The 22,183-nt window shown below is 54.4% G+C and carries 18 protein-coding genes and 5 tRNA genes; 22 read left to right on the forward strand and 1 reads right to left on the reverse strand.

Annotation, left to right across the window (positions count from 1 at the left end; translation table 11 throughout):
- Window positions 1-85: 85 nt before the first annotated feature.
- The 4 genes from sucA (at window position 86) to sucD (ending at window position 6,255) form a co-directional block, all read left to right on the forward strand.
- A complete protein-coding gene (gene sucA, locus O1724_RS07100; RefSeq protein ID WP_003858615.1) occupies window positions 86-2,893 on the forward strand; it encodes a 2-oxoglutarate dehydrogenase E1 component in 2,808 nt (935 codons plus the stop codon).
- Between the two features lie 14 nt (window positions 2,894-2,907).
- Window positions 2,908-4,134 (forward strand): 2-oxoglutarate dehydrogenase complex dihydrolipoyllysine-residue succinyltransferase, encoded by a 1,227-nt coding sequence (gene odhB / locus O1724_RS07105; protein ID WP_126296957.1) that lies wholly within the window; start codon window positions 2,908-2,910, stop codon window positions 4,132-4,134.
- 85 nt (window positions 4,135-4,219) lie between these two features.
- Window positions 4,220-5,386, forward strand: coding sequence for an ADP-forming succinate--CoA ligase subunit beta (sucC, locus tag O1724_RS07110; RefSeq protein ID WP_126296956.1), 1,167 nt, complete (start codon window positions 4,220-4,222; stop codon window positions 5,384-5,386).
- A complete protein-coding gene (sucD, locus tag O1724_RS07115; RefSeq protein WP_003858609.1) occupies window positions 5,386-6,255 on the forward strand; it encodes a succinate--CoA ligase subunit alpha in 870 nt (289 codons plus the stop codon). The genes sucC and sucD overlap by 1 nt, the downstream gene beginning before the upstream one ends.
- 86 nt (window positions 6,256-6,341) lie before the next feature.
- On the opposite strand, the gene O1724_RS07120 is transcribed toward sucD, so the two are convergent.
- On the reverse strand, window positions 6,342-7,058 hold the full coding sequence (locus tag O1724_RS07120) for a GntR family transcriptional regulator (protein ID WP_023315649.1): 717 nt from the start codon (window positions 7,056-7,058) through the stop codon (window positions 6,342-6,344).
- A 171-nt stretch (window positions 7,059-7,229) separates the two neighbouring features.
- Between O1724_RS07120 and mngA the strand changes: the two genes are divergently transcribed.
- From mngA to O1724_RS07210, 18 genes are all read left to right on the forward strand, one after another.
- Window positions 7,230-9,146, forward strand: a complete 1,917-nt coding sequence (gene mngA, locus O1724_RS07125; protein WP_126296955.1) for a PTS 2-O-a-mannosyl-D-glycerate transporter subunit IIABC — start codon at window positions 7,230-7,232, stop codon at window positions 9,144-9,146.
- 23 nt (window positions 9,147-9,169) lie between these two features.
- Window positions 9,170-11,806 carry a mannosylglycerate hydrolase gene (gene mngB / locus O1724_RS07130; RefSeq protein WP_126296954.1) on the forward strand — a complete coding sequence of 879 codons (2,637 nt, stop codon included), beginning with the start codon at window positions 9,170-9,172 and terminating at the stop codon, window positions 11,804-11,806.
- Window positions 11,807-12,485: 679 nt separating this feature from the next.
- Entirely contained in the window at window positions 12,486-14,054 is a 1,569-nt protein-coding gene (gene cydA, locus O1724_RS07135) for a cytochrome ubiquinol oxidase subunit I (RefSeq protein WP_003858601.1), read from the forward strand.
- Between the two features lie 15 nt (window positions 14,055-14,069).
- On the forward strand, window positions 14,070-15,209 hold the full coding sequence (gene cydB, locus O1724_RS07140; RefSeq protein ID WP_003858599.1) for a cytochrome d ubiquinol oxidase subunit II: 1,140 nt from the start codon (window positions 14,070-14,072) through the stop codon (window positions 15,207-15,209).
- A 14-nt stretch (window positions 15,210-15,223) separates the two neighbouring features.
- Window positions 15,224-15,337, forward strand: coding sequence for a cytochrome bd-I oxidase subunit CydX (gene cydX, locus O1724_RS07145; RefSeq protein ID WP_003858598.1), 114 nt, complete (start codon window positions 15,224-15,226; stop codon window positions 15,335-15,337).
- Entirely contained in the window at window positions 15,337-15,627 is a 291-nt protein-coding gene (gene ybgE / locus O1724_RS07150) for a cyd operon protein YbgE (protein ID WP_003858596.1), read from the forward strand. Before cydX ends, ybgE begins: the two co-directional genes overlap by 1 nt.
- Window positions 15,628-15,775: 148 nt before the next feature.
- Window positions 15,776-16,180: a tol-pal system-associated acyl-CoA thioesterase gene (gene ybgC, locus O1724_RS07155; protein ID WP_003858593.1), complete on the forward strand. Its 405-nt coding sequence runs from the start codon at window positions 15,776-15,778 to the stop codon at window positions 16,178-16,180.
- A complete protein-coding gene (tolQ, locus tag O1724_RS07160; RefSeq protein ID WP_003858590.1) occupies window positions 16,177-16,869 on the forward strand; it encodes a Tol-Pal system protein TolQ in 693 nt (230 codons plus the stop codon). Before ybgC ends, tolQ begins: the two co-directional genes overlap by 4 nt.
- A gap of 3 nt (window positions 16,870-16,872) precedes the next feature.
- On the forward strand, window positions 16,873-17,301 hold the full coding sequence (gene tolR, locus O1724_RS07165; RefSeq protein ID WP_003858589.1) for a colicin uptake protein TolR: 429 nt from the start codon (window positions 16,873-16,875) through the stop codon (window positions 17,299-17,301).
- 28 nt (window positions 17,302-17,329) lie between these two features.
- Window positions 17,330-18,562: a cell envelope integrity protein TolA gene (gene tolA / locus O1724_RS07170; RefSeq protein WP_126296953.1), complete on the forward strand. Its 1,233-nt coding sequence runs from the start codon at window positions 17,330-17,332 to the stop codon at window positions 18,560-18,562.
- Window positions 18,563-18,662: 100 nt separating this feature from the next.
- On the forward strand, window positions 18,663-19,955 hold the full coding sequence (gene tolB / locus O1724_RS07175) for a Tol-Pal system beta propeller repeat protein TolB (protein ID WP_017384962.1): 1,293 nt from the start codon (window positions 18,663-18,665) through the stop codon (window positions 19,953-19,955).
- A 34-nt stretch (window positions 19,956-19,989) separates the two neighbouring features.
- Window positions 19,990-20,511, forward strand: coding sequence for a peptidoglycan-associated lipoprotein Pal (gene pal, locus O1724_RS07180; protein ID WP_003858578.1), 522 nt, complete (start codon window positions 19,990-19,992; stop codon window positions 20,509-20,511).
- A 9-nt stretch (window positions 20,512-20,520) separates the two neighbouring features.
- Complete coding sequence (gene cpoB / locus O1724_RS07185) at window positions 20,521-21,309, forward strand: cell division protein CpoB (RefSeq protein WP_003858574.1); 789 nt, start codon at window positions 20,521-20,523, stop codon at window positions 21,307-21,309.
- A 161-nt stretch (window positions 21,310-21,470) separates the two neighbouring features.
- Window positions 21,471-21,546 (forward strand) — tRNA-Lys (locus O1724_RS07190).
- Window positions 21,547-21,573: 27 nt separating this feature from the next.
- Window positions 21,574-21,649: transfer RNA gene (locus O1724_RS07195), tRNA-Val, on the forward strand.
- A 3-nt stretch (window positions 21,650-21,652) separates the two neighbouring features.
- Window positions 21,653-21,728 (forward strand) — tRNA-Lys (locus O1724_RS07200).
- A 41-nt stretch (window positions 21,729-21,769) separates the two neighbouring features.
- Window positions 21,770-21,845: transfer RNA gene (locus O1724_RS07205), tRNA-Lys, on the forward strand.
- A gap of 31 nt (window positions 21,846-21,876) precedes the next feature.
- Window positions 21,877-21,952: transfer RNA gene (locus O1724_RS07210), tRNA-Lys, on the forward strand.
- The last annotated feature ends 231 nt before the right edge of the window (window positions 21,953-22,183 follow it).

Consider the following 22,183-nt stretch of genomic DNA (forward strand, 5'->3'; position numbering starts at 1 on the left):
TCGCAGGTGAACCCCGGCACGTACACGTGGTGTGCGTGGTAGTTTCTACGGCGAAAGTAAGCATAAAAATGCTTAAGGGATCACGATGCAGAACGGCGCAATGAAAGCCTGGCTGGACTCTTCTTACCTCTCTGGTTCAAACCAGAGCTGGATAGAACAGCTCTATGAAGACTTCTTAACCGATCCTGACTCAGTGGACGCAAACTGGCGTTCCATGTTCCAGCAGTTGCCTGGTACAGGGGTCAAACCGGATCAATTCCATTCAAAAACACGTGATTATTTCCGTCGTCTGGCGAAGGATGCCTCACGTTACTCTTCTGCGATTTCCGACCCTGACACCAATGCGAAGCAGGTAAAAGTCCTGCAACTTATCAACGCTTATCGCTTCCGTGGTCACCAGCATGCGAATCTCGATCCGCTGGGACTGTGGCAGCAGGAACGTGTAGCGGATCTCGATCCGGCTTATCACGATCTGACCGAGGCCGATTTCCAGGAAAGCTTTAACGTAGGTTCTTTTGCCATCGGCAAAGACACGATGAAGCTGGGCGATCTGATTGACGCGCTCAAGCAAACCTACTGCGGCTCCATCGGCGCGGAATATATGCACATTACCTCCACCGAAGAGAAACGCTGGATCCAGCAGCGTATCGAATCCGTGGCAGGCCACGCGAATTTCTCAGCAGAAGAGAAAAAACGTTTCCTCAGCGAACTGACCGCAGCGGAAGGCCTTGAGCGCTATCTGGGCGCGAAATTCCCTGGCGCAAAACGCTTCTCACTGGAGGGCGGCGATGCGTTAGTCCCGATGCTGAAAGAGCTGATTCGTCATGCCGGTAAGAGCGGTACGCGCGAAGTGGTGCTGGGCATGGCGCACCGTGGACGCCTTAACGTGCTGGTTAACGTGCTGGGTAAAAAGCCGCAGGATCTGTTCGACGAATTTGCGGGTAAACATAAAGAGCACCTCGGCACCGGTGACGTGAAGTACCACATGGGCTTCTCGTCTGATATCGAAACCGAGGGCGGTCAGGTTCACCTGGCGCTGGCATTTAACCCGTCGCACCTGGAAATCGTTAGCCCGGTGGTTATCGGTTCCGTGCGTGCGCGTCTGGATCGTCTGGACGAGCCGAGCAGCAATAAAGTGCTGCCAATCACCATTCACGGTGATGCGGCGGTCACAGGGCAGGGCGTGGTTCAGGAAACCCTGAACATGTCGAAAGCGCGTGGTTATGAAGTGGGCGGTACCGTTCGCATCGTAATCAACAACCAGGTGGGCTTCACCACCTCTAACCCGCTGGATGCGCGTTCCACCCCGTACTGCACCGACATCGGTAAAATGGTTCAGGCGCCAATTTTCCACGTTAACGCGGATGACCCTGAAGCCGTTGCTTTCGTTACCCGTCTGGCGCTGGACTTCCGTAACACCTTCAAGCGCGACGTATTCATTGACCTCTTCTGCTACCGCCGTCACGGCCACAACGAAGCGGATGAGCCAAGTGCAACCCAGCCGCTGATGTACCAGAAAATCAAAAAACATCCGACGCCGCGTAAAATCTATGCTGACAAGCTGGAAAGCGAAAAAGTGGCGACGCTGGAAGATGCGACCGAGATGGTCAACCTCTACCGCGACGCGCTGGACGCGGGTGAATGCGTAGTGAAAGAGCTGCGCCCAATGAACATGCACTCCTTTACCTGGTCGCCGTACCTCAACCACGAGTGGGACGAGAGCTACCCGAACAAGGTTGAGATGAAGCGTTTGCAGGAGCTGGCTAAACGCATCAGCACCGTGCCGGAAGCGATCGAGATGCAGTCCCGCGTGGCCAAGATCTATGGCGACCGCCAGGCAATGGCGGCGGGTGAGAAGCTGTTCGACTGGGGCGGGGCGGAAACGCTGGCCTATGCGACGCTGGTTGACGAAGGTATTCCGGTTCGTCTGTCCGGTGAAGATGCGGGTCGTGGCACCTTCTTCCACCGTCATGCGGTTGTACACAACCAGTCTAATGGTTCAACGTATACTCCGCTTCAGCACGTGCATAACGGTCAGGGTCAGTTCAAGGTCTGGGACTCCGTGCTGTCAGAAGAAGCGGTTCTGGCCTTCGAGTACGGCTATGCCACCGCAGAACCCCGCACCCTGACTATCTGGGAAGCGCAGTTCGGTGACTTCGCCAACGGTGCGCAGGTGGTTATCGACCAGTTCATCTCCTCCGGCGAACAGAAATGGGGCCGTATGTGCGGTCTGGTGATGCTGCTGCCGCACGGCTATGAAGGACAAGGGCCGGAGCACTCCTCCGCGCGTCTGGAGCGTTATCTGCAACTCTGCGCCGAGCAGAACATGCAGGTTTGCGTGCCGTCCACTCCGGCTCAGGTTTACCACATGCTGCGTCGTCAGGCGCTGCGCGGTATGCGCCGTCCGCTGGTAGTCATGTCGCCAAAATCCCTGCTGCGCCATCCACTGGCGGTCTCCAGCCTGGAAGAGCTGGCAAACGGCACCTTCCTGCCGGCCATCGGTGAAATTGACGAGCTGGATCCGCAGGCCGTTAAGCGTGTCGTAATGTGTTCTGGTAAGGTTTATTACGACCTGCTGGAACAGCGCCGTAAGAACGATCAGAAAGATGTCGCCATCGTGCGTATCGAGCAGCTTTATCCGTTCCCGCATCAGGCGATGCAGGAAGTGCTGAAACAGTACGCTCACGTTCATGATTTTGTCTGGTGCCAGGAAGAGCCGCTCAACCAGGGCGCATGGTATTGCAGCCAGCATCATTTCCGTGAAGTGATTCCATTTGGGTCTGCCCTGCGTTATGCAGGTCGCCCGGCCTCCGCCTCTCCGGCGGTAGGGTATATGTCCGTTCACCAGAAGCAGCAACAAGATCTGGTCAATGACGCGCTGAACGTCGATTAATTAAAGGATACATAATGAGTAGCGTAGATATTCTTGTTCCCGACCTGCCTGAGTCCGTAGCAGATGCAACCGTCGCCACCTGGCACAAAAAACCAGGCGACGCGGTAACCCGTGACGAAGTGCTGGTAGAAATCGAAACTGACAAAGTGGTACTGGAAGTACCGGCTTCAGCGGATGGCATTCTGGATGCAGTCCTGGAAGATGAAGGTACGACCGTCACTTCTCGCCAGATCCTGGGTCGCCTGCGTGAAGGTAACAGCACGGGCAAAGAGTCCAGCGCCAAATCTGAAGAAAAAGCGTCTACCCCGGCCCAGCGCCAGCAGGCGTCTCTGTCCGATCAGACCAACGACGCGCTCAGCCCGGCGATCCGTCGCCTGCTGGCTGAGCACAGCCTCGATCCGGCAGCCATCAAAGGCACCGGCGTGGGTGGCCGTCTGACGCGTGAAGACATCGACAAGCATCTGGCAAAAGCGCCTTCTGAGGCGAAAGCGGAAGCGAAAGCCCCTGCGGCAGCACCAGCGGCACAGCCCGCTCTGGGCGCACGTAGCGAAAAACGCGTGCCAATGACCCGCCTGCGTAAGCGCGTGGCCGAGCGTCTGCTGGAAGCGAAAAATTCCACCGCGATGCTGACTACCTTCAACGAAGTCAACATGAAACCAATCATGGACCTGCGCAAGCAGTACGGTGACGCGTTTGAAAAACGTCACGGTATCCGTCTGGGCTTCATGTCCTTCTACGTGAAAGCGGTAGTTGAAGCGCTGAAACGCTACCCGGAAGTGAACGCGTCTATCGATGGCGATGACGTGGTTTACCACAACTACTTCGATGTCAGCATGGCGGTTTCTACTCCACGCGGCCTGGTGACCCCGGTTCTGCGTGACGTAGATACCCTGGGTATGGCTGACATTGAGAAGAAAATCAAAGAGCTGGCCGTGAAAGGCCGCGACGGCAAGCTGACCGTTGAGGACCTGACCGGCGGTAACTTCACCATTACCAACGGCGGCGTGTTCGGCTCGCTGATGTCTACCCCGATCATCAACCCGCCGCAGAGCGCGATCCTGGGTATGCACGCCATTAAAGATCGTCCAATGGCGGTAGACGGTAAAGTGGAGATCCTTCCGATGATGTACCTGGCGCTCTCTTACGATCACCGCCTGATCGACGGCCGCGAGTCCGTAGGCTTCCTGGTTGCCATTAAAGAGCTGCTGGAAGATCCAACGCGTCTGCTGCTGGACGTCTAGTTTTTGCAGTCTTGCCCGGCGGCGCGTTGCTTGCCGGGCCTACAAAAGCACTACCTAACGATTACCTGAAGGATGGATAGAACACATGAACTTACATGAATATCAGGCCAAACAGCTGTTTGCCCGGTATGGCTTACCGGCTCCGGTGGGTTATGCCTGTACTACCCCGCGTGAAGCAGAAGAAGCCGCGTCTAAAATCGGTGCCGGCCCGTGGGTAGTTAAATGTCAGGTTCACGCTGGTGGCCGTGGTAAAGCGGGCGGTGTGAAGGTTGTTAATAGCAAAGAAGAGATCCGTGCGTTTGCTGAACATTGGCTCGGCAAGCGTCTGGTAACCTACCAGACAGATGCGAACGGCCAGCCGGTTAACCAGATCCTGGTTGAAGCGGCGACCGACATCGCGAAAGAACTGTACCTCGGCGCAGTCGTAGACCGTAGCTCCCGTCGCGTGGTGTTCATGGCGTCTACCGAAGGCGGTGTGGAAATCGAAAAAGTGGCGGAAGAGACCCCGCACCTGATCCACAAAGTGGCTATCGATCCGCTGGCGGGCCCAATGCCTTACCAGGGTCGTGAGCTGGCGTTCAAACTGGGTCTGGAAGGCAAGCTGGTTCAGCAGTTCACCAAGATCTTCATGGGTCTGGCGACCATCTTCCTGGAGCGCGATCTGGCGCTGATCGAGATCAACCCGCTGGTGATCACCACCCAGGGCGACCTGATCTGCCTCGACGGCAAGCTGGGCGCTGACGGCAACGCGCTGTTCCGCCAGTCCGATCTGCGCGAAATGCGTGACCAGTCTCAGGAAGATCCGCGTGAAGCGCAGGCTGCACAGTGGGAACTGAACTACGTGGCGCTGGATGGCAACATCGGCTGCATGGTTAACGGTGCGGGCCTGGCAATGGGCACCATGGACATCGTTAAGCTGCACGGCGGTGAGCCAGCGAACTTCCTCGACGTGGGCGGTGGCGCAACCAAAGAGCGCGTAACCGAAGCGTTCAAAATCATTCTCTCTGACAGCAACGTGAAAGCGGTTCTGGTGAACATCTTCGGCGGTATCGTACGTTGCGACCTGATCGCCGACGGTATCATCGGCGCGGTAGAAGAAGTGGGCGTTAACGTTCCGGTTGTTGTACGTCTGGAAGGGAACAACGCTGAACTCGGCGCGAAAAAACTGGCTGACAGCGGCCTGAATATTATTGCAGCGAAAAGTCTGACGGATGCAGCTCAGCAGGTTGTTGCCGCAGTGGAGGGGAAATAATGTCCGTTTTAATTAATAAAGATACCAAGGTTATCTGCCAGGGCTTCACCGGTAGCCAGGGGACTTTCCACTCCGAACAGGCAATTGCCTACGGTACGCAGATGGTAGGCGGCGTAACGCCAGGTAAAGGCGGCACCACGCACCTGGGCCTGCCGGTGTTCAACACCGTGCGTGAAGCGGTAGAAGCGACGGGCGCAACCGCGACCGTGATCTACGTTCCGGCGCCGTTCTGCAAAGACTCTATTCTGGAAGCGATCGACGCAGGCATTAAGCTGATCATCACCATCACCGAAGGTATCCCGACGCTGGATATGCTGACCGTGAAGGTGAAGCTGGACGAAGCAGGCGTGCGCATGATCGGCCCGAACTGCCCAGGCGTTATCACCCCGGGCGAATGCAAAATCGGCATCATGCCGGGCCACATTCATCGCCCAGGCAAAGTGGGCATTGTGTCCCGTTCCGGTACCCTGACCTATGAAGCGGTTAAGCAGACCACCGACTACGGTTTCGGCCAGTCCACCTGCGTGGGCATCGGCGGTGACCCGATCCCGGGCTCTAACTTCATCGACATCCTGAAGCTGTTCCAGGAAGATCCACAGACCGAAGCGATCGTGATGATCGGTGAGATCGGTGGTAGCGCGGAAGAAGAAGCGGCTGCTTACATCAAAGATCATGTGACCAAGCCGGTGGTGGGTTACATCGCGGGTGTGACCGCGCCGAAAGGCAAACGTATGGGTCACGCGGGCGCGATTATCGCAGGCGGTAAAGGTACGGCTGATGAGAAATTCGCAGCACTGGAAGCCGCAGGCGTGAAAACCGTTCGCAGCCTGGCGGATATCGGTGAAGCACTGAAATCCATCATTAAGTAAGTCCTCTCTGCTCCCCGTATGGGGCGCGTTGAAGTATAAAAAAATGTCCGTTTCGACATGGTTGGCCGCTGTAAAGCGGCCTTTTTTTATTGTCTGCGTTTAGCCACCAGAGTGAATTTATAGTCGTCGGAGTTAAACACGTTGCGACTGTATTCAAATATCCGGCCGTCTTTCAGAAAGCCACGGGAGACTTTTTCCAGAATCGGTTTTGCCGGATCGAGCGCCAGGGCGGCAATCGCCTCGTCCGATGGCATGACTGGCACCAGCTCCTGCTCGCTGCGATCGATAACCATCTTTTTGATCTGCTCAATGTAATGGTATTTCGACTGTTCCATCACTTCCCAGGTGAGGTCGGGGAACATCGCCAGCGGCATCCATGTCTCTTCCAGATTCACCGGCTTTTCCCTGATGAAGCGTACGCGCTTGACGTGCCAGACCTTATCATCCGGATTGAGCGCAAGTTTTGCCGCGAGCCGCTCATCGGCTTTCACCACTTCGAAGACGCTGACGTCGCTGTGCGTATCGACGTTGCGATCCGCTAACTTTTCGTAAAAGCCGGTGAGCTGATAAATATCGTAATTCACCCGCTCCTCTTTTACATACGAGCCGCTGCCCTGAATACTTTCGATGATCTGCTCGTCGGCGAGCAGCTTCAACGCCTGCCGCACGGTGACACGGCTGACGCTAAACGCCTCCTGAAGGCTGGATTCTGTCGGCAGCGCATCGCCAGGTTTTAACTCACCGGCATTAATTTTCTCGCGGAACGCATCGGCGATCTGCCGGTACATCGGTTTATTGCCCATTGGGTCACGCCTATTTAATACCTTTTCAGGGAATTATGCCTTCAGTGTTGGATTTGTAAATAATACAAATAAGATACAAATTTTGATGTTAGTGAAAATGATCACATAAATGTCTTATTGGCTCTGCCACAATCCTCCCCAGACAAAAACTTTGGATAGGTGAGGATCTTTATGAACCTGACGACTCTGACCGACCCCCGTGCTGTCTGCGTGCAGGCGCAGTTTACCAGCCGTGATGAGGCAATCCGCCAGCTTGCGACGCGGCTGGTGGCGTTGGGCAAAATAGCCGACGCCGATACGTTTCTGGCAGAGGTTTTCCATCGCGAATCGCTTGGCCCGACGGCGCTGGGCGAGGGACTGGCCGTACCCCATGGTAAATCAGCGGCAGTAAAGGAAGCGGCTTTTGCCGTGGCCACACTGCGCGAGCCGCTGGCCTGGGAAGGCGTGGACGGACCGGAGGAGGTCGAGCTGATTTTTCTGCTCGCCATTCCTCCCGCACAAGCGGGGTCAACGCATATTCAGGTCCTGACGGAACTGACGTCTCGCCTGGCGGATGACGATCTCAGGGCGCGCGTGATGACGGCGACCAGCGCGGAAGCGGTGCTTGCAGCGCTGGAAACGGCGCCTGAGGCGCAAGAAACCGCCGTCGCAGAGAATGCCCCGACGATCGTCTGCGTTACCGCCTGTCCGGCCGGGATCGCCCATACATACATGGCAGCGGAATATCTCGAAAAAGCGGGACGTAAGCTCGGCGTCAATGTAGTGGTCGAAAAGCAGGGGGCAAACGGTATTGAGGGGCGCATCACCGCGCAGCAGTTGCAGGAGGCAAAAGCGTGTATCTTCGCGGCGGAAGTGGCGATTAAAGAGCGCGAGCGTTTTCAGGGGATCCCTGCCATTTCCGTGCCCGTCGCGGAACCCTTGCGCCATGCGGAAGCGCTCATTGAGCGTGCGCTGGCGCTACAGCCTGTATCCGATGCGCGTCCTGCGCACGTCGACACGGACGCGAAAAAGTGCGTTAAAACCGAACTCAAGCAGGCGCTGCTCAGCGGTATCTCCTTTGCGGTGCCGCTGATTGTCGCTGGCGGCACGGTGCTGGCCGTGTCGGTACTGCTGGCGCAAATCCTGGGCTTGCAGCATCTGTTCGATCAGGAAAATTCGTGGCTGTGGATGTACCGCAAACTGGGCGGCGGGATGCTCGGTATTCTGATGGTGCCTGTTCTGGCGGCCTACACCGCTTACTCGCTGGCGGATAAACCTGCGCTAACGCCAGGCTTTGCGGCGGGTCTTGCCGCCAATATGATCGGCTCCGGCTTTCTGGGGGCCATCGTCGGCGGGCTGATTGCGGGCTACCTGATGCGCTGGGTGAAAAACCACATCCGGCTGAGTAGCCGCTACAACGGCTTTCTGACCTTTTATCTTTATCCGGTGATTGGCGTGCTGGGCGCAGGCAGCCTGATGCTGTTTGTGATCGGCGAACCGGTGGCCTGGATCAATAACGCCCTCACCGCCTGGCTTAACGGTCTGTCCGGCGCGAACGCGCTGCTGCTGGGGGCGATCCTGGGCTTTATGTGCTCGTTCGATCTGGGCGGTCCGGTCAACAAAGCCTCTTACGCGTTCTGTCTGGGGGCGATGGCCAATGGCGTATACGGGCCTTATGCGATTTTTGCCTCCGTCAAAATGGTATCGGCCTTTACCGTGACGGCATCAACGATGCTGGCTCCGAACCTGTTCAAACAGTTCGAAATTGAAACCGGCAAGTCCACCTGGCTGCTGGGGCTGGCGGGCATCACCGAAGGAGCAATTCCGATGGCTATCGAGGATCCGTTGCGGGTCATCGGCTCATTTGTTCTGGGGTCAATGGCGACCGGAGCGATTGTCGGGGCGATGGGGATTGGGCTATCCACCCCGGGCGCGGGCATTTTCTCTCTCTTCTTACTGCATGATGCCGGGCTGGGCGGCGTGCTGGCCGCTGCCGGCTGGTTTGGCGCCGCGCTGATTGGCGCCGCAATCTCTACGCTCATTTTACTCCTCTGGCGACGCCAGGCCGTGAAGAGCGGCACCTACGTGACTGAAGACATAACATCCTAAACACGCACTGACAGGAAACGAAGATGAAAGCTGTATCTCGCGTTCATATCACGCCACATATGCACTGGGACCGGGAGTGGTACTTCACCACCGAAGCGTCACGTATTCTTCTGGTCAATAATATGGAAGAGATCCTTACCCGTCTTGAGCAGGACGCAGAGTATAAATACTACGTTCTCGACGGCCAGACGGCGGTGCTGGAAGATTATTTTGCCGTGAAACCGGAAAACAGGCCACGCGTGAAGGCGCTGGTGGCGGCCGGGAAGCTGATTATCGGGCCGTGGTATACCCAGACGGACACCACCCTTGTCTCCGGCGAGTCGATTGTCCGAAATCTGATGTACGGCATGCGCGACTGTCTGGCCTTTGGCGAGCCGATGAAAATTGGCTATCTGCCGGACTCCTTCGGCATGTCTTCCCAGCTGCCACACATTTACAACGGTTTTGGCATCACGCGCACCATGTTCTGGCGTGGGTGTTCCGAGCGGCATGGTACCGATAAAACCGAATTTCTCTGGCAAAGTCAGGACGGCAGTGAAGTGACGGCACAGGTGCTACCGCTGGGCTACGCGATTGGTAAGTACTTACCGGAGGATGAGGCCGGGCTGCGCAAACGGCTCGACACGTACTTCGAGGTGCTGGAAAAAGCCTCCGTGACGAAAGAAATTTTGCTGCCTAACGGCCATGATCAGATGCCGCTCCAGCAGAACATCTTTGCGGTGATGGATAAGCTGCGCGAAATCTATCCGCAGCGTCAGTTTGTGATGAGCCGCTTCGAGGAGGTGTTTGACCACATTGACGCGCACCGCGATGAACTGGCGACGCTGAAAGGGGAGTTTATTGACGGTAAATATATGCGGGTGCACCGGACAATAGGCTCCACGCGAATGGACATCAAAATCGCCCACGCCCGGATAGAGCATAAAATCGTCAATGTCCTTGAGCCGCTGGCCACGCTTGCCTGGACGTTGGGCTTTGAGTATCACCACGGCTTGCTGGAAAAAATGTGGAAAGAGATCCTCAAGAATCACGCCCATGACAGTATCGGCTGCTGCTGTAGTGACAAAGTGCATCGTGAGGTGATGTCACGCTTCGAGCTGGCGGAAGACATGGCCGATAACCTGACATGCTTCTATATGCGCAAGATTGTCGACAACATGCCGCAGTGCGAGGAAGACAAACTGGTGATGTTTAACCTCACGCCCTGGCCGCGTGAGGAAGTGATTAACACTACGATACGCCTGCGCGCCAGCCAGTTCCGCCTGCTGGACGATAGGGGGAATGAAATCCCTTACTGCCTGCGCAGCGCGCGTGAAATCGACCCCGGCTTAATAGACCGGCAGATTGTGCATTACGGCAACTACGATCCCTTTATGGAGTTTGATATCCAGCTCAACCAGATCCTGCCATCAATGGGTTACCGCACGCTCTATATCGAGCCGCACGTGGCTGGCAAGCTGCTGGCGCCAGAAACAACGTCGGAGGCATTACTGGAAAATGCTTTCTGGGAAATAACGTTAAACGACGACGGCACCCTGCGTCTGCTCGATAAAGCGTCCGGGCTTATCTATGACCGCGCGCTGGAAATAGAAGAGAGCTCGGATGATGGCGATGAGTACGACTACTCGCCTTCACGGGAAGAGTGGAGACTCACTTCCGCGCAGGGCGAGCATGAGGTTAAGGTGATCCACGAGGCCTGGCAGAGCAGGGCGGTGATCCGCCACCGCATGGCGGTGCCGGCGGATCTCGCTGAACGTTCTGCGCGTCAGCAGACGGGAACGCTTGAGGCAGAGCTCACGGTCACGCTCAGCCATAACAGCCGACGTATCGACATTGAGGCGCGTCTCGGAAATCACGCGGATGACCACCGTGTTCGGGTGTTGATCCCGACGCCCTTCACCGCAGACACGGTGTTAGCTGATACCCAGTTCGGTTCGCTGACGCGACCTGTACAGGATGAAGCGATGGCGAACTGGCAGGAGGAGGGCTGGAAGGAAGCGCCGCTGCCGGTGTGGAATCTGCTTAACTACGCGGTGCTCCAGGAACGGCGTAACGGGATGGCGCTGTTTACCGAAGGGTTACGCGAATTTGAAGTGACTGGCGAGCGTCAAAAAACGTTTGCCCTGACGTTGCTTCGCGGCGTGGGGGTACTTGGGAAGGAAGATTTACTGCTGCGCCCCGGCAGACCGTCCGGGATCAAAATGCCGGTGCCTGATTCGCAGATGCGGGGCCAGTTAACCTGTCGCTTTAGCCTGTTCAGTTTTAATGGTACGCCCGTCAGTGCTGGCGTTGCGCAGCAGGCGAAGTCGTGGTTAACGCCAGTGCACTGTTATAACAAAATTCCGTGGGATGCGATGAAGCTTAACCGCGCCTCTTTCACCACCCCCTGTAGCTATAGTCTGCTAACGCTGGCGCCTAACGGATGCGTACTCAGTGCGCTGAAAAAAGCGGAGGATCGTGACGAGATGATTCTTCGTCTGTACAACCCTTCGGAGACCCGCTCCTGTGACGTGGCTTTGTCTGTGAACCGTGAGGTCCAGGCCTGCTGCGAAACGGACATGAATGAGGTGTACAAGGCGCACGGGGAAGAGGGCTCAGCCATTACGGGGTCTTTCCGGCCAGGCCAGTCACGTACCTTCAGCATAAAAATTGAAAGGTAATCCTCAAAATAAAATAAAGGCCGCATTCCTGCGGCCTTTATTTCATCAAATAGTCACGAAAGGGTGTTAATTTTAAGATTATTAAAAGTGAATAAAATGTAATCGTTTCGGCAGGTAGCAAAGCGAAAGAAAAATACTGTGAAGCAGATAACATTATATGTTTATCTTCCGGCAAAATGCGTTTTTTCACGCGCGTTAATAAAAATCACAACTGTTTATATTATCCTCTGGCTTTTATAACCATCAACGCCTTTAAATGTACATATCATTAACAAGGTTTTTACTATCCGCACCACAAAGAAACATCATTAACAGCTCTGGCCGTTTTTGATTTAAATCAATGTTTAATCCTTGGAAAAAGGCTCCAAAAGGCGTTAAATTGTTCCCGATCAAAATGGCCGAAAAGTGGTAATTTTGCTATAAATTGATCGCCGTCGAAAAACGTAAATCTGTTCGAATAAAAATCTGTTTATTGTAAGGGTTTTGCAGCGTATTATATTTACGGGATCAATTTGGTTTTTTCTTAACGTATTTGTAACCTTTCATCATTGCTTTTTCCTCTTGTAGAGAATAAGCAACGAAGAAGGGAAGCAGATAACTTTGTATTGGGGCATGCGTGTGGATCCTTATCTAACGGGGTTCACTCTCGGAGTCTTCATGCGATGAGCAAGGAGTCATAATGTTAGACGTAGTCGAACTGTCGCGCTTACAGTTTGCCTTGACCGCGATGTACCACTTCCTGTTTGTGCCGCTGACGCTCGGTATGGCGTTCCTGCTGGCCATCATGGAAACGGTTTACGTCCTCTCCGGCAAACAGATTTATAAAGATATGACCAAGTTCTGGGGCAAGTTGTTTGGTATCAACTTTGCGCTGGGCGTGGCAACCGGTCTGACCATGGAGTTCCAGTTCGGGACAAACTGGTCTTACTATTCCCACTATGTGGGGGATATTTTCGGTGCGCCGCTGGCCATTGAAGGTCTGATGGCCTTCTTCCTCGAATCCACCTTTGTAGGTCTGTTCTTCTTCGGTTGGGACCGTCTGGGTAAAGTCCAGCATATGGCGGTAACCTGGCTGGTGGCATTAGGCTCCAACTTGTCCGCACTGTGGATCCTGGTGGCGAACGGCTGGATGCAAAACCCAATCGCATCTGATTTCAACTTCGAAACCATGCGTATGGAGATGGTCAGCTTCGCTGAGCTGGTCCTGAACCCGGTTGCCCAGGTTAAATTCGTTCACACCGTGGCGTCTGGCTATGTGTGCGGCGCGATGTTCGTGCTGGGCATCAGCTCCTACTATATGCTGCGCGGCCGTGACTTCGCGTTCGCCAAGCGTTCTTTTGCTATTGCAGCAAGCTTCGGTATGGCCGCGATTCTGTCCGTTATTGTTCTGGGTGATGAATCCGGTTACGAAATGGGCGACGTGCAGAAAACCAAACTCGCCGCAATTGAAGCTGAATGGGAAACCCAGCCGGCACCGGCAGCGTTTACCCTGTTCGGCGTGCCTGACCAGGAAGCGCAGGAAAACCGCTTCGCCATTCAAATTCCTTACGCTCTGGGTATTATCGCCACGCGCTCCGTCGACAAACAGGTGACTGGCCTGAAAGATCTGATGGTGCAGCATGAAGAGCGTATCCGTAACGGGATGAAAGCTTACTCGCTGCTGGAACAGCTGCGCGCCGGCTCTACCGACCAGGCCGTTCGCGATCAATTTAACGACGTGAAGAAAGACCTCGGTTACGGTCTGCTGCTGAAACGCTATACCCCGAACGTCTCTGACGCGACGGAAGCGCAGATTCAGATGGCAACCAAAGACTCTATTCCACGCGTTGCGCCGCTGTACTTCGCGTTCCGCATCATGGTGGGTTGCGGCATTATCATGCTGCTGATCATCGCGGCCTCGTTCTGGTCAGTCATTCGTAACCGTATCGGTGAGAAAAAATGGCTGCTGCGCACCGCGCTTTACGGTATCCCACTGCCATGGATTGCTATCGAGTCCGGCTGGTTTGTTGCGGAATATGGCCGTCAGCCGTGGGCGATCGGTGAGGTGCTGCCAACAGCGGTAGCGAACTCCTCCCTGACCGCAGGCGACCTGATCTTCTCCATGCTGCTCATTTGCGGTCTGTACACCCTGTTCCTGGTGGCTGAACTGTTCCTGATGTTCAAGTTCGCGCGCCTTGGCCCAAGCAGCCTGAAAACCGGTCGCTATCACTACGAGCAGTCTGTTGCGACTACTCAGCCGGCACGCTAAGACAGGAGTCATCAAATGATCGATTATGAAGTATTGCGTTTTATCTGGTGGCTGCTGATCGGTGTTCTGCTGATTGGTTTCGCGGTCACCGATGGTTTCGACATGGGCGTGGGCATGCTCACCCGTTTCCTCGGTCGTAATGACACCGAGCGTCGAATCATGATCAACTCCATCGCCCCGCACTGGGACGGTAACCAGGTGTGGCTGATCACCGCAGGCGGCGCGCTGTTCGCTGCCTGGCCGATGGTCTACGCGGCTGCGTTCTCCGGCTTCTATGTGGCGATGATTCTGGTGCTGGCCTCTTTATTCTTCCGTCCGGTGGGTTTCGACTACCGTTCCAAGATTGAAGACACCCGCTGGCGTAACATGTGGGACTGGGGCATCTTCATCGGTAGCTTCGTTCCACCGCTGGTCATTGGTGTGGCGTTCGGTAACCTGTTGCAGGGCGTACCGTTCCACGTCGACGAATATATGCGTCTGTTCTACACCGGTAACTTCTTCCAGTTGCTGAATCCGTTTGGTCTGCTGGCGGGCGTGGTGAGCGTGGCGATGATCATCACCCAGGGCGCAACCTATCTCCAGATGCGTACCGTAGGTGAACTGCACCTGCGTTCCCGCGCTACCGCTCAGGTGGCGGCGCTGGTGACGCTGGTCTGCTTCGCGCTGGCTGGCGTGTGGGTGGTGTACGGTATTGATGGTTACGTGGTGACCTCCGCGATCAACCATACTGCACCGTCTAACCCGCTGACCAAAGAAGTGGCGCGTCAGGCCGGTGCATGGCTGGTGAACTTCAACAATACTCCTGCGCTGTGGGCTATCCCGGCTCTGGGTGTGCTGCTGCCGCTGCTGACCGTGCTGACGTCTCGTCTGGAGAAAGGCGCTCTGGCGTTCGTATTCTCTTCACTGACGCTGGCGTGCATCATCCTGACGGCGGGGATTGCGATGTTCCCGTTCGTAATGCCATCCAGCACCATGATGAATGCCAGCCTGACCATGTGGGATGCAACGTCCAGTCAGTTGACGCTGAACTTAATGACCTATGTTGCTTGCGTGTTCGTACCGATTATCCTGCTCTACACCACCTGGTGTTACTGGAAAATGTTCGGTCGCATCACTAAAGAACATATCGAAAGCAACACCCACTCTATGTACTAAGTAAGGAGCTGAATATGTGGTATTTCGCATGGATTTTAGGGACGCTTCTTGCCTGTGCGTTTGGTGTCATCACTGCCCTGGCGCTTGAGCATGTAGAAGCGACCAAAGCAGGTGAAGAAAAGCACTAATGAATATTATCGCAACCTTATATGCGGTAATGGATAAGCGCCCCCTGAGGGCGCTTTCCCTCATTATGGCATTACTGCTGGCAGGCTGTATCTTCTGGGACCCGTCGCGCTTCGCGGCGAAAACCAGCGAGCTTGAAATCTGGCACGGCTTCCTGATTATGTGGGCGGTGTGCGCAGGCGTGATTCACGGTGTCGGCTTTCGTCCGAAAGCGCTACACTGGCAGGGCATCTTCTGCCCACTGATTGCCGATCTGGTTCTCCTCGCCGGTTTGATTTTCTTCTTCTTCTGAATAAGAAATGTCCGTTAACGTTATGGGCTTACCATGGCCCATAAAAATTTACTCTCCGTTTACTTTCCCCCATTCCAAACCATCATTCCCGCGCGTATAGTAGCGAAGTTTGAAAGCTCCAACTTTTCTTGTATTACCGGGATGTAAAGTGAATACAACGCTGTTTCGATGGCCGGTACGTGTCTATTACGAAGATACCGATGCCGGTGGTGTGGTCTACCACGCCAGCTACGTTGCTTTTTATGAACGGGCACGCACAGAGATGCTGCGCCATCATCACTTTAGTCAACAGGTGCTGTTGGCTGAGCGAGTTGCCTTCGTGGTACGCAAGATGACGCTTGAGTATTTTGCGCCTGCCAGACTCGACGATATGCTCGAAGTTCAAACAGAAATTACATCAATGCGCGGAACTTCACTGGTTTTCACGCAGCGGATAGTCAATGCAGAGAACACGGTACTGAACTCAGCTGAAGTCCTGATTGTCTGTGTTGATCCAACCATAATGAAGCCTCGTGCGCTTCCTAAGTCTATTGTCGCGGAGTTTAAGCAGTGACTGACATGAATATCCTTGATTTGTTCCTGAAGGCAAGCCTTCTGGTTAAACTTATCATGTTGATTTTGATTGGTTTTTCAATCGCATCCTGGGCCATCATCATCCAGAGAACGCGTATCCTTAATGCCGCTGGCCGCGAAGCCGAAGCGTTTGAAGATAAGTTCTGGTCGGGAATTGAGCTTTCTCGTCTGTACCAGGAAAGCCAGGGACGCCGTGATAACCTTTCAGGCTCCGAACAAATTTTCTACAGCGGTTTCAAAGAGTTCGCTCGCTTACATCGCGCTAACAGCCATGCGCCGGAAGCCGTGGTAGAAGGGGCGTCGCGTGCGATGCGCATCTCCATGAACCGCGAACTGGAAAATCTTGAAACGCATATTCCTTTCCTCGGAACCGTTGGCTCCATCAGCCCGTATATCGGCCTGTTTGGTACGGTGTGGGGGATCATGCACGCCTTTATCGCCCTGGGGGCGGTGAAGCAGGCAACGTTGCAGATGGTTGCACCGGGTATCGCAGAAGCACTGATCGCGACCGCAATCGGTCTGTTCGCCGCAATTCCGGCGGTAATGGCGTACAACCGTCTGAACCAGCGCGTGAACAAACTGGAACTGAACTACGACAACTTTATGGAAGAGTTCACCGCGATTCTGCATCGTCAGGCGTTTACCAGCACCGAGAGCAACAAGGGGTAAACCATGGCCAGATCGCGTGGACGAGGTCGTCGCGAGCTCAAGTCCGAAATCAATATCGTTCCGTTACTGGACGTGCTGCTGGTGCTGCTGCTGATCTTTATGGCGACAGCGCCCATCATCACCCAGAGCGTGGAAGTTGATCTGCCGGATGCGACAGAATCACAGGCGGTAAGCACCAATGACGATCCTCCGGTCATCATTGAGGTTTCCGGCGTAGGGCAGTACAGCGTGGTGGTAGAGAAAGATCGTATGGATCAGCTTCCGCCAGAGCAGGTTATTGCTGAAGCGCAACGACGTCTGGAGTCAAATCCGAAGACGGTCTTCTTAATCGGTGGTGCGAAAGACGTACCATATGATGAAATTATCAAAGCGCTGAACTTGCTACATAGCGCGGGCGTTAAGTCAGTTGGCTTAATGACTCAGCCTATTTGATCATCTGCGTAGTTTTTGGGAACCGATAGTGTCAAAGGCAACCGAACAAAACGACAAGCTTAAGCGAGCGATAATCGTCTCCGCAGTGCTGCACGTATTTCTTTTTGCAGCGCTGATCTGGAGTTCGTTCGATGAGCACCTTGATGCATCAGGCGGCGATGGGGGCTCGTCCATCGACGCCGTCATGGTGGATCCCGGTGCGGTAGTGCAGAACTATAATCGCCAGCAACAGCAGCAGGCGAGCGCAAAACGCGCGGAAGAACAGCGTGAAAAACAGGCGCAACAGCAGGCGGAAGAGCTGCGTGAAAAGCAGGCCGCCGAGCAGGAACGTCTGAAGCAGCTTGAGAAAGAGCGTTTGCAGGCGCAGGAAGCCGCTAAAGAGCAGGCGGAGCAGCAGAAACAGGCTGAAGCCGCAGCGAAGAAAGCTCAGGAACAGCAGAAGCAGGCGGAAGAGGCGGCAGCCAAAGCCGCGGCAGACGCGAAGGCGCAGGCAGATGCTCAGGCTAAGTTAGCCGCAGAAGCCGCGAAGAAAGCGGCTGCTGATGCGCAGAAGAAAGCGGAAGCCGAAGCTGCGAAGAAAGCCGCTGCTGATGCGAAGAAGAAAGCAGAAGCCGAAGCGGCGAAAAAAGCGGCCGCTGACGCACAGAAGAAAGCCGAAGCGGAAGCCGCCAAAAAAGCTGCGCAGGAAGCAGAGAAGAAAGCGGCTGCCGATGCTGCGAAAAAAGCGGCCGCCGCCGAGAAAGCTGCGGCAGAAAAAACCGCCGCTGCGGAAAAAAAAGCGGCAGCTGAGAAAGCCGCTGCTGATAAGAAAGCTGCTGCTGAAAAAGCCGCAGCTAAGAAGGCCGCTGCTGCGGAAAAAGCCGCTGCCGCAGGGGTTGACGATCTGCTGGGCGATCTGAGCTCCGGTAAGAATGCACCGAAAACGGGCGGAGGGGCGAAAGGAAGTAACGCAGCACCGGCAGGAAGTGGTAACACTAAGAACAACGGTGCTTCTGGCGCTGAGATCAACGACTATAAGAATCAGATTGCCGCGGCTATTGCCAGCAGACTTAACGATAAATCGCTCTATACCGGGAAAACGTGCCGACTGCATATTAAACTGGCTACGGATGGTATGGTGCTGAGCGTTGAGTCAGAAGGGGGAGATGAAGCGTTATGCCAGGCTGCACTTGTGGCAGTGAATCAGGCAAAACTGCCAAAACCTCCATCACAGGCTGTCTATGAAGTGTTCAAAGACGCTTCGCTGAACTTTAAGCCATAAGCAGAGCTGCTGTTATCGGGTTCTGATAGTTTTGTGTATTTGAGTTTGTTAACCTTCTGCTAAATTATCCAGGACTTATTGTTCGGATAAGGGAGATATGATGAAGCAGGCATTACGATTAGCTTTTGGTTTTTTAGTACTGTTGACGTCAGCAGTGCATGCCACAGTAAGCATCGACATTACCGACTGGAACGACTCAGCGCGTCCAATCGGTGTCGTTCCGTTCCAGTGGGCAGGCCCGGGCGCTGCGCCTGAAGATATTGGCGGCATTGTTGCAGCTGACCTGCGTAACAGCGGTAAATTTAACCCCCTGGATCGTTCTCGTCTGCCGCAGCAGCCGGGTACAGCTCAGGAAGTTCAACCTGCTGCATGGTCTGCACTGGGTATTGATGCCGTGGTTGTCGGACAGGTTACTCCTGCGCCAGACGGCGGCTATAACGTCGCTTATCAGCTGGTGGATACTGGCGGTGCGCCGGGTACCGTTCTGGCTCAAAACACGTATAAGGTGAACAAGCAGTGGCTGCGTTACGCAGGCCACACTGCGAGTGACGAAGTGTTTGAGAAGCTGACCGGTATTAAAGGTGCGTTCCGTACCCGTATCGCGTACGTAGTACAGACCAACGGCGGCCAGTTCCCTTATGAGCTGCGCGTCTCTGACTACGATGGTTACAACCAGTTCACCGTACACCGTTCACCACAGCCGCTGATGTCTCCGGCATGGTCTCCGGATGGCTCTAAGCTGGCGTACGTGACCTTCGAAAGCGGCCGTTCCGCGCTGGTTATCCAGACACTGTCTAACGGTGCTGTGCGTCAGGTTGCGTCATTCCCGCGTCACAACGGTGCGCCTGCGTTCTCTCCGGACGGTACCAAACTGGCGTTTGCCCTTTCTAAAACCGGTAGCCTGAACCTGTACGTGATGGATATTGGTTCTGGTCAGATCCGTCAGGTCACGGATGGTCGTAGCAACAACACTGAGCCAACCTGGTTCCCGGACAGCCAGAATCTGGCATTTACGTCTGACCAGGCAGGTCGTCCACAAGTTTATAAAGTGAATATCAACGGCGGAGCAGCGCAGCGTATTACCTGGGAAGGTTCTCAGAACCAGGATGCTGACGTCAGTGCCGATGGTAAAACAATGGTAATGGTCAGTACTGCGGGTGGTCAGCAGCACATTGCCAAACAAGATCTGGTAACGGGGGGCGTACAAGTACTGTCGTCAACGTTCCTGGATGAAACGCCAAGTCTGGCACCTAACGGCACCATGGTAATCTACAGCTCTTCTCAGGGGATGGGATCCGTGCTGAATCTGGTTTCTACAGATGGGCGTTTCAAAGCGCGTCTTCCGGCAACTGATGGACAGGTAAAATCACCTGCCTGGTCGCCGTATCTGTAATAATAATTAATTGATTACTAAAGGAATCTTAGAAATGCAACTGAACAAAGTGCTGAAGGGGCTGATGATCGCTCTGCCTGTTATGGCAATCGCAGCGTGTTCTTCTAACAAGAACGCAAGCAATGACCAGAGCGGCGAAGGCATGATGGGTGCCGGCACCGGTATGGACGCTAACGGCAATGGCAATATGTCTTCTGAAGAGCAAGCGCGTCTTCAGATGCAGCAGTTACAGCAGAACAACATCGTTTACTTCGATCTGGATAAATACGACATTCGTTCTGACTTCGCTGCAATGCTGGATGCGCACGCAAACTTCCTGCGTAGCAACCCGTCTTACAAAGTCACCGTAGAAGGTCATGCGGACGAACGTGGTACTCCGGAGTACAACATCTCCCTGGGTGAACGTCGTGCAAACGCTGTTAAAATGTACCTCCAGGGTAAAGGCGTTTCTGCTGACCAGATCTCCATCGTTTCTTACGGTAAAGAAAAACCAGCAGTACTGGGTCACGACGAAGCGGCTTACTCCAAAAACCGTCGTGCCGTACTCGTTTACTAAGAGAATTGCATGAGCAGTAACTTCAGACATCATCTGATGAGTCTGTCGTTACTGGTTGGAATAGCGGCCCCCTGGGCCGCTTTTGCTCAGGCACCAATCAGTAGTGTCGGCTCAGGCTCGGTAGAAGATCGAGTCACTCAACTCGAGCGTATTTCTAACGCTCACAGCCAGCTTTTAACTCAACTCCAGCAGCAGCTTTCCGATAACCAGAATGATATTGATTCCCTTCGTGGTCAGATCCAGGAGAGTCAGTATCAGCTTAATCAGGTTGTGGAGCGCCAGAAGCAAATTTTGTTGCAGATGGATAGCCTGAACAGCGGCGGAGCAGCAGCACAGCCAGCAGCAGGCGATCAAAGCGGTGCGGCGACGCCTGCACCTGCGGCAGATGCCTCCGCGTCGTCTGGTGCGCCTGTACAGAGCGGTGACGCGAATACGGACTACAACGCGGCCATTGCCCTGGTGCAGGACAAATCGCGCCAGGACGATGCTATCGTTGCGTTTCAGAACTTCGTTAAGAAGTACCCTGATTCCACTTACCAGCCAAATGCGAACTACTGGCTGGGTCAGTTGAATTACAACAAGGGTAAAAAGGATGATGCGGCGTTTTATTTTGCCTCTGTGGTGAAAAATTACCCGAAATCACCGAAAGCGCCTGATGCGATGTATAAAGTCGGCGTGATCATGCAGGACAAAGGCGACACTGCAAAAGCCAAAGCGGTTTATCAGCAGGTGGTTGCGAAATTCCCGGGTACAGACGGCGCCAAACAGGCACAAAAACGTTTGAGTTCGATGGGTTGATTATCGCACGACCAGAAATCGCGTTATTTCTGGTCGTGCAGCATGATTCCTAAGCAGTTAAGTGATCTTCATCGAAATTTTTGTTGCGCAGAATTCTTAAATCAGTAATATATGCCGCCGTTGCCACGGGATATCAAACAACGTGAAAGCAGCGCAAAAGTGGGTCGTTAGCTCAGTTGGTAGAGCAGTTGACTTTTAATCAATTGGTCGCAGGTTCGAATCCTGCACGACCCACCACTTAAAGCAGTTCCGGCAGCACAGAGTGGGTGATTAGCTCAGTTGGTAGAGCATCTCCTTTACACGGAGGGGGTCGGCGGTTCGAGCCCGTCATCACCCACCACTCGGGTCGTTAGCTCAGTTGGTAGAGCAGTTGACTTTTAATCAATTGGTCGCAGGTTCGAATCCTGCACGACCCACCAATTTTATTGGTACCGAGTGATAATTCAGGCAACACCCGAATGGGTCGTTAGCTCAGTTGGTAGAGCAGTTGACTTTTAATCAATTGGTCGCAGGTTCGAATCCTGCACGACCCACCAGCCTGAATAGATTTGAAGTACATCCCGTAAGGGGTCGTTAGCTCAGTTGGTAGAGCAGTTGACTTTTAATCAATTGGTCGCAGGTTCGAATCCTGCACGACCCACCAATGTAAAAAGGCGCCCTAAAGGCGCCTTTTTGCTATCTGTCGTTCCCCAGTGCTTTGTAGGTCGGGTAAGGCGAAGCCGCCACCCGACAAATGCTGCCGGCACCAATTCCCGATGACATTCCACCTAATATTCGCTATCTTGTTTAGTATATAAAACACCATTGCCGTCATTTTTGCTATCTACCGCAAAACAAAGGCAATATTGTTAAGCCAGTAAAACGAGAAGCCATA

It is taken from the genome of Enterobacter cloacae complex sp. HYC074_NIDB (genome assembly GCF_056673345.1).

Bases quoted from the DNA above. Each gene is read 5' to 3' on its own strand.
- mngA (WP_126296955.1), top strand. From the start codon at position 7,230: ATGAACCTGACGACTCTGACCGACCCCCGTGCTGTCTGCGTGCAGGCG.
- mngB (WP_126296954.1), top strand. From the start codon at position 9,170: ATGAAAGCTGTATCTCGCGTTCATATCACGCCACATATGCACTGGGAC.
- odhB (WP_126296957.1), top strand. From the start codon at position 2,908: ATGAGTAGCGTAGATATTCTTGTTCCCGACCTGCCTGAGTCCGTAGCA.
- cydB (WP_003858599.1), top strand. From the start codon at position 14,070: ATGATCGATTATGAAGTATTGCGTTTTATCTGGTGGCTGCTGATCGGT.
- pal (WP_003858578.1), top strand. From the start codon at position 19,990: ATGCAACTGAACAAAGTGCTGAAGGGGCTGATGATCGCTCTGCCTGTT.
- ybgE (WP_003858596.1), top strand. From the start codon at position 15,337: ATGAATATTATCGCAACCTTATATGCGGTAATGGATAAGCGCCCCCTG.
- cpoB (WP_003858574.1), top strand. From the start codon at position 20,521: ATGAGCAGTAACTTCAGACATCATCTGATGAGTCTGTCGTTACTGGTT.
- cydX (WP_003858598.1), top strand. From the start codon at position 15,224: ATGTGGTATTTCGCATGGATTTTAGGGACGCTTCTTGCCTGTGCGTTT.
- sucD (WP_003858609.1), top strand. From the start codon at position 5,386: ATGTCCGTTTTAATTAATAAAGATACCAAGGTTATCTGCCAGGGCTTC.
- tolR (WP_003858589.1), top strand. From the start codon at position 16,873: ATGGCCAGATCGCGTGGACGAGGTCGTCGCGAGCTCAAGTCCGAAATC.
- O1724_RS07120 (WP_023315649.1), bottom strand. From the start codon at position 7,058: ATGGGCAATAAACCGATGTACCGGCAGATCGCCGATGCGTTCCGCGAG.
- sucA (WP_003858615.1), top strand. From the start codon at position 86: ATGCAGAACGGCGCAATGAAAGCCTGGCTGGACTCTTCTTACCTCTCT.
- sucC (WP_126296956.1), top strand. From the start codon at position 4,220: ATGAACTTACATGAATATCAGGCCAAACAGCTGTTTGCCCGGTATGGC.
- tolB (WP_017384962.1), top strand. From the start codon at position 18,663: ATGAAGCAGGCATTACGATTAGCTTTTGGTTTTTTAGTACTGTTGACG.
- cydA (WP_003858601.1), top strand. From the start codon at position 12,486: ATGTTAGACGTAGTCGAACTGTCGCGCTTACAGTTTGCCTTGACCGCG.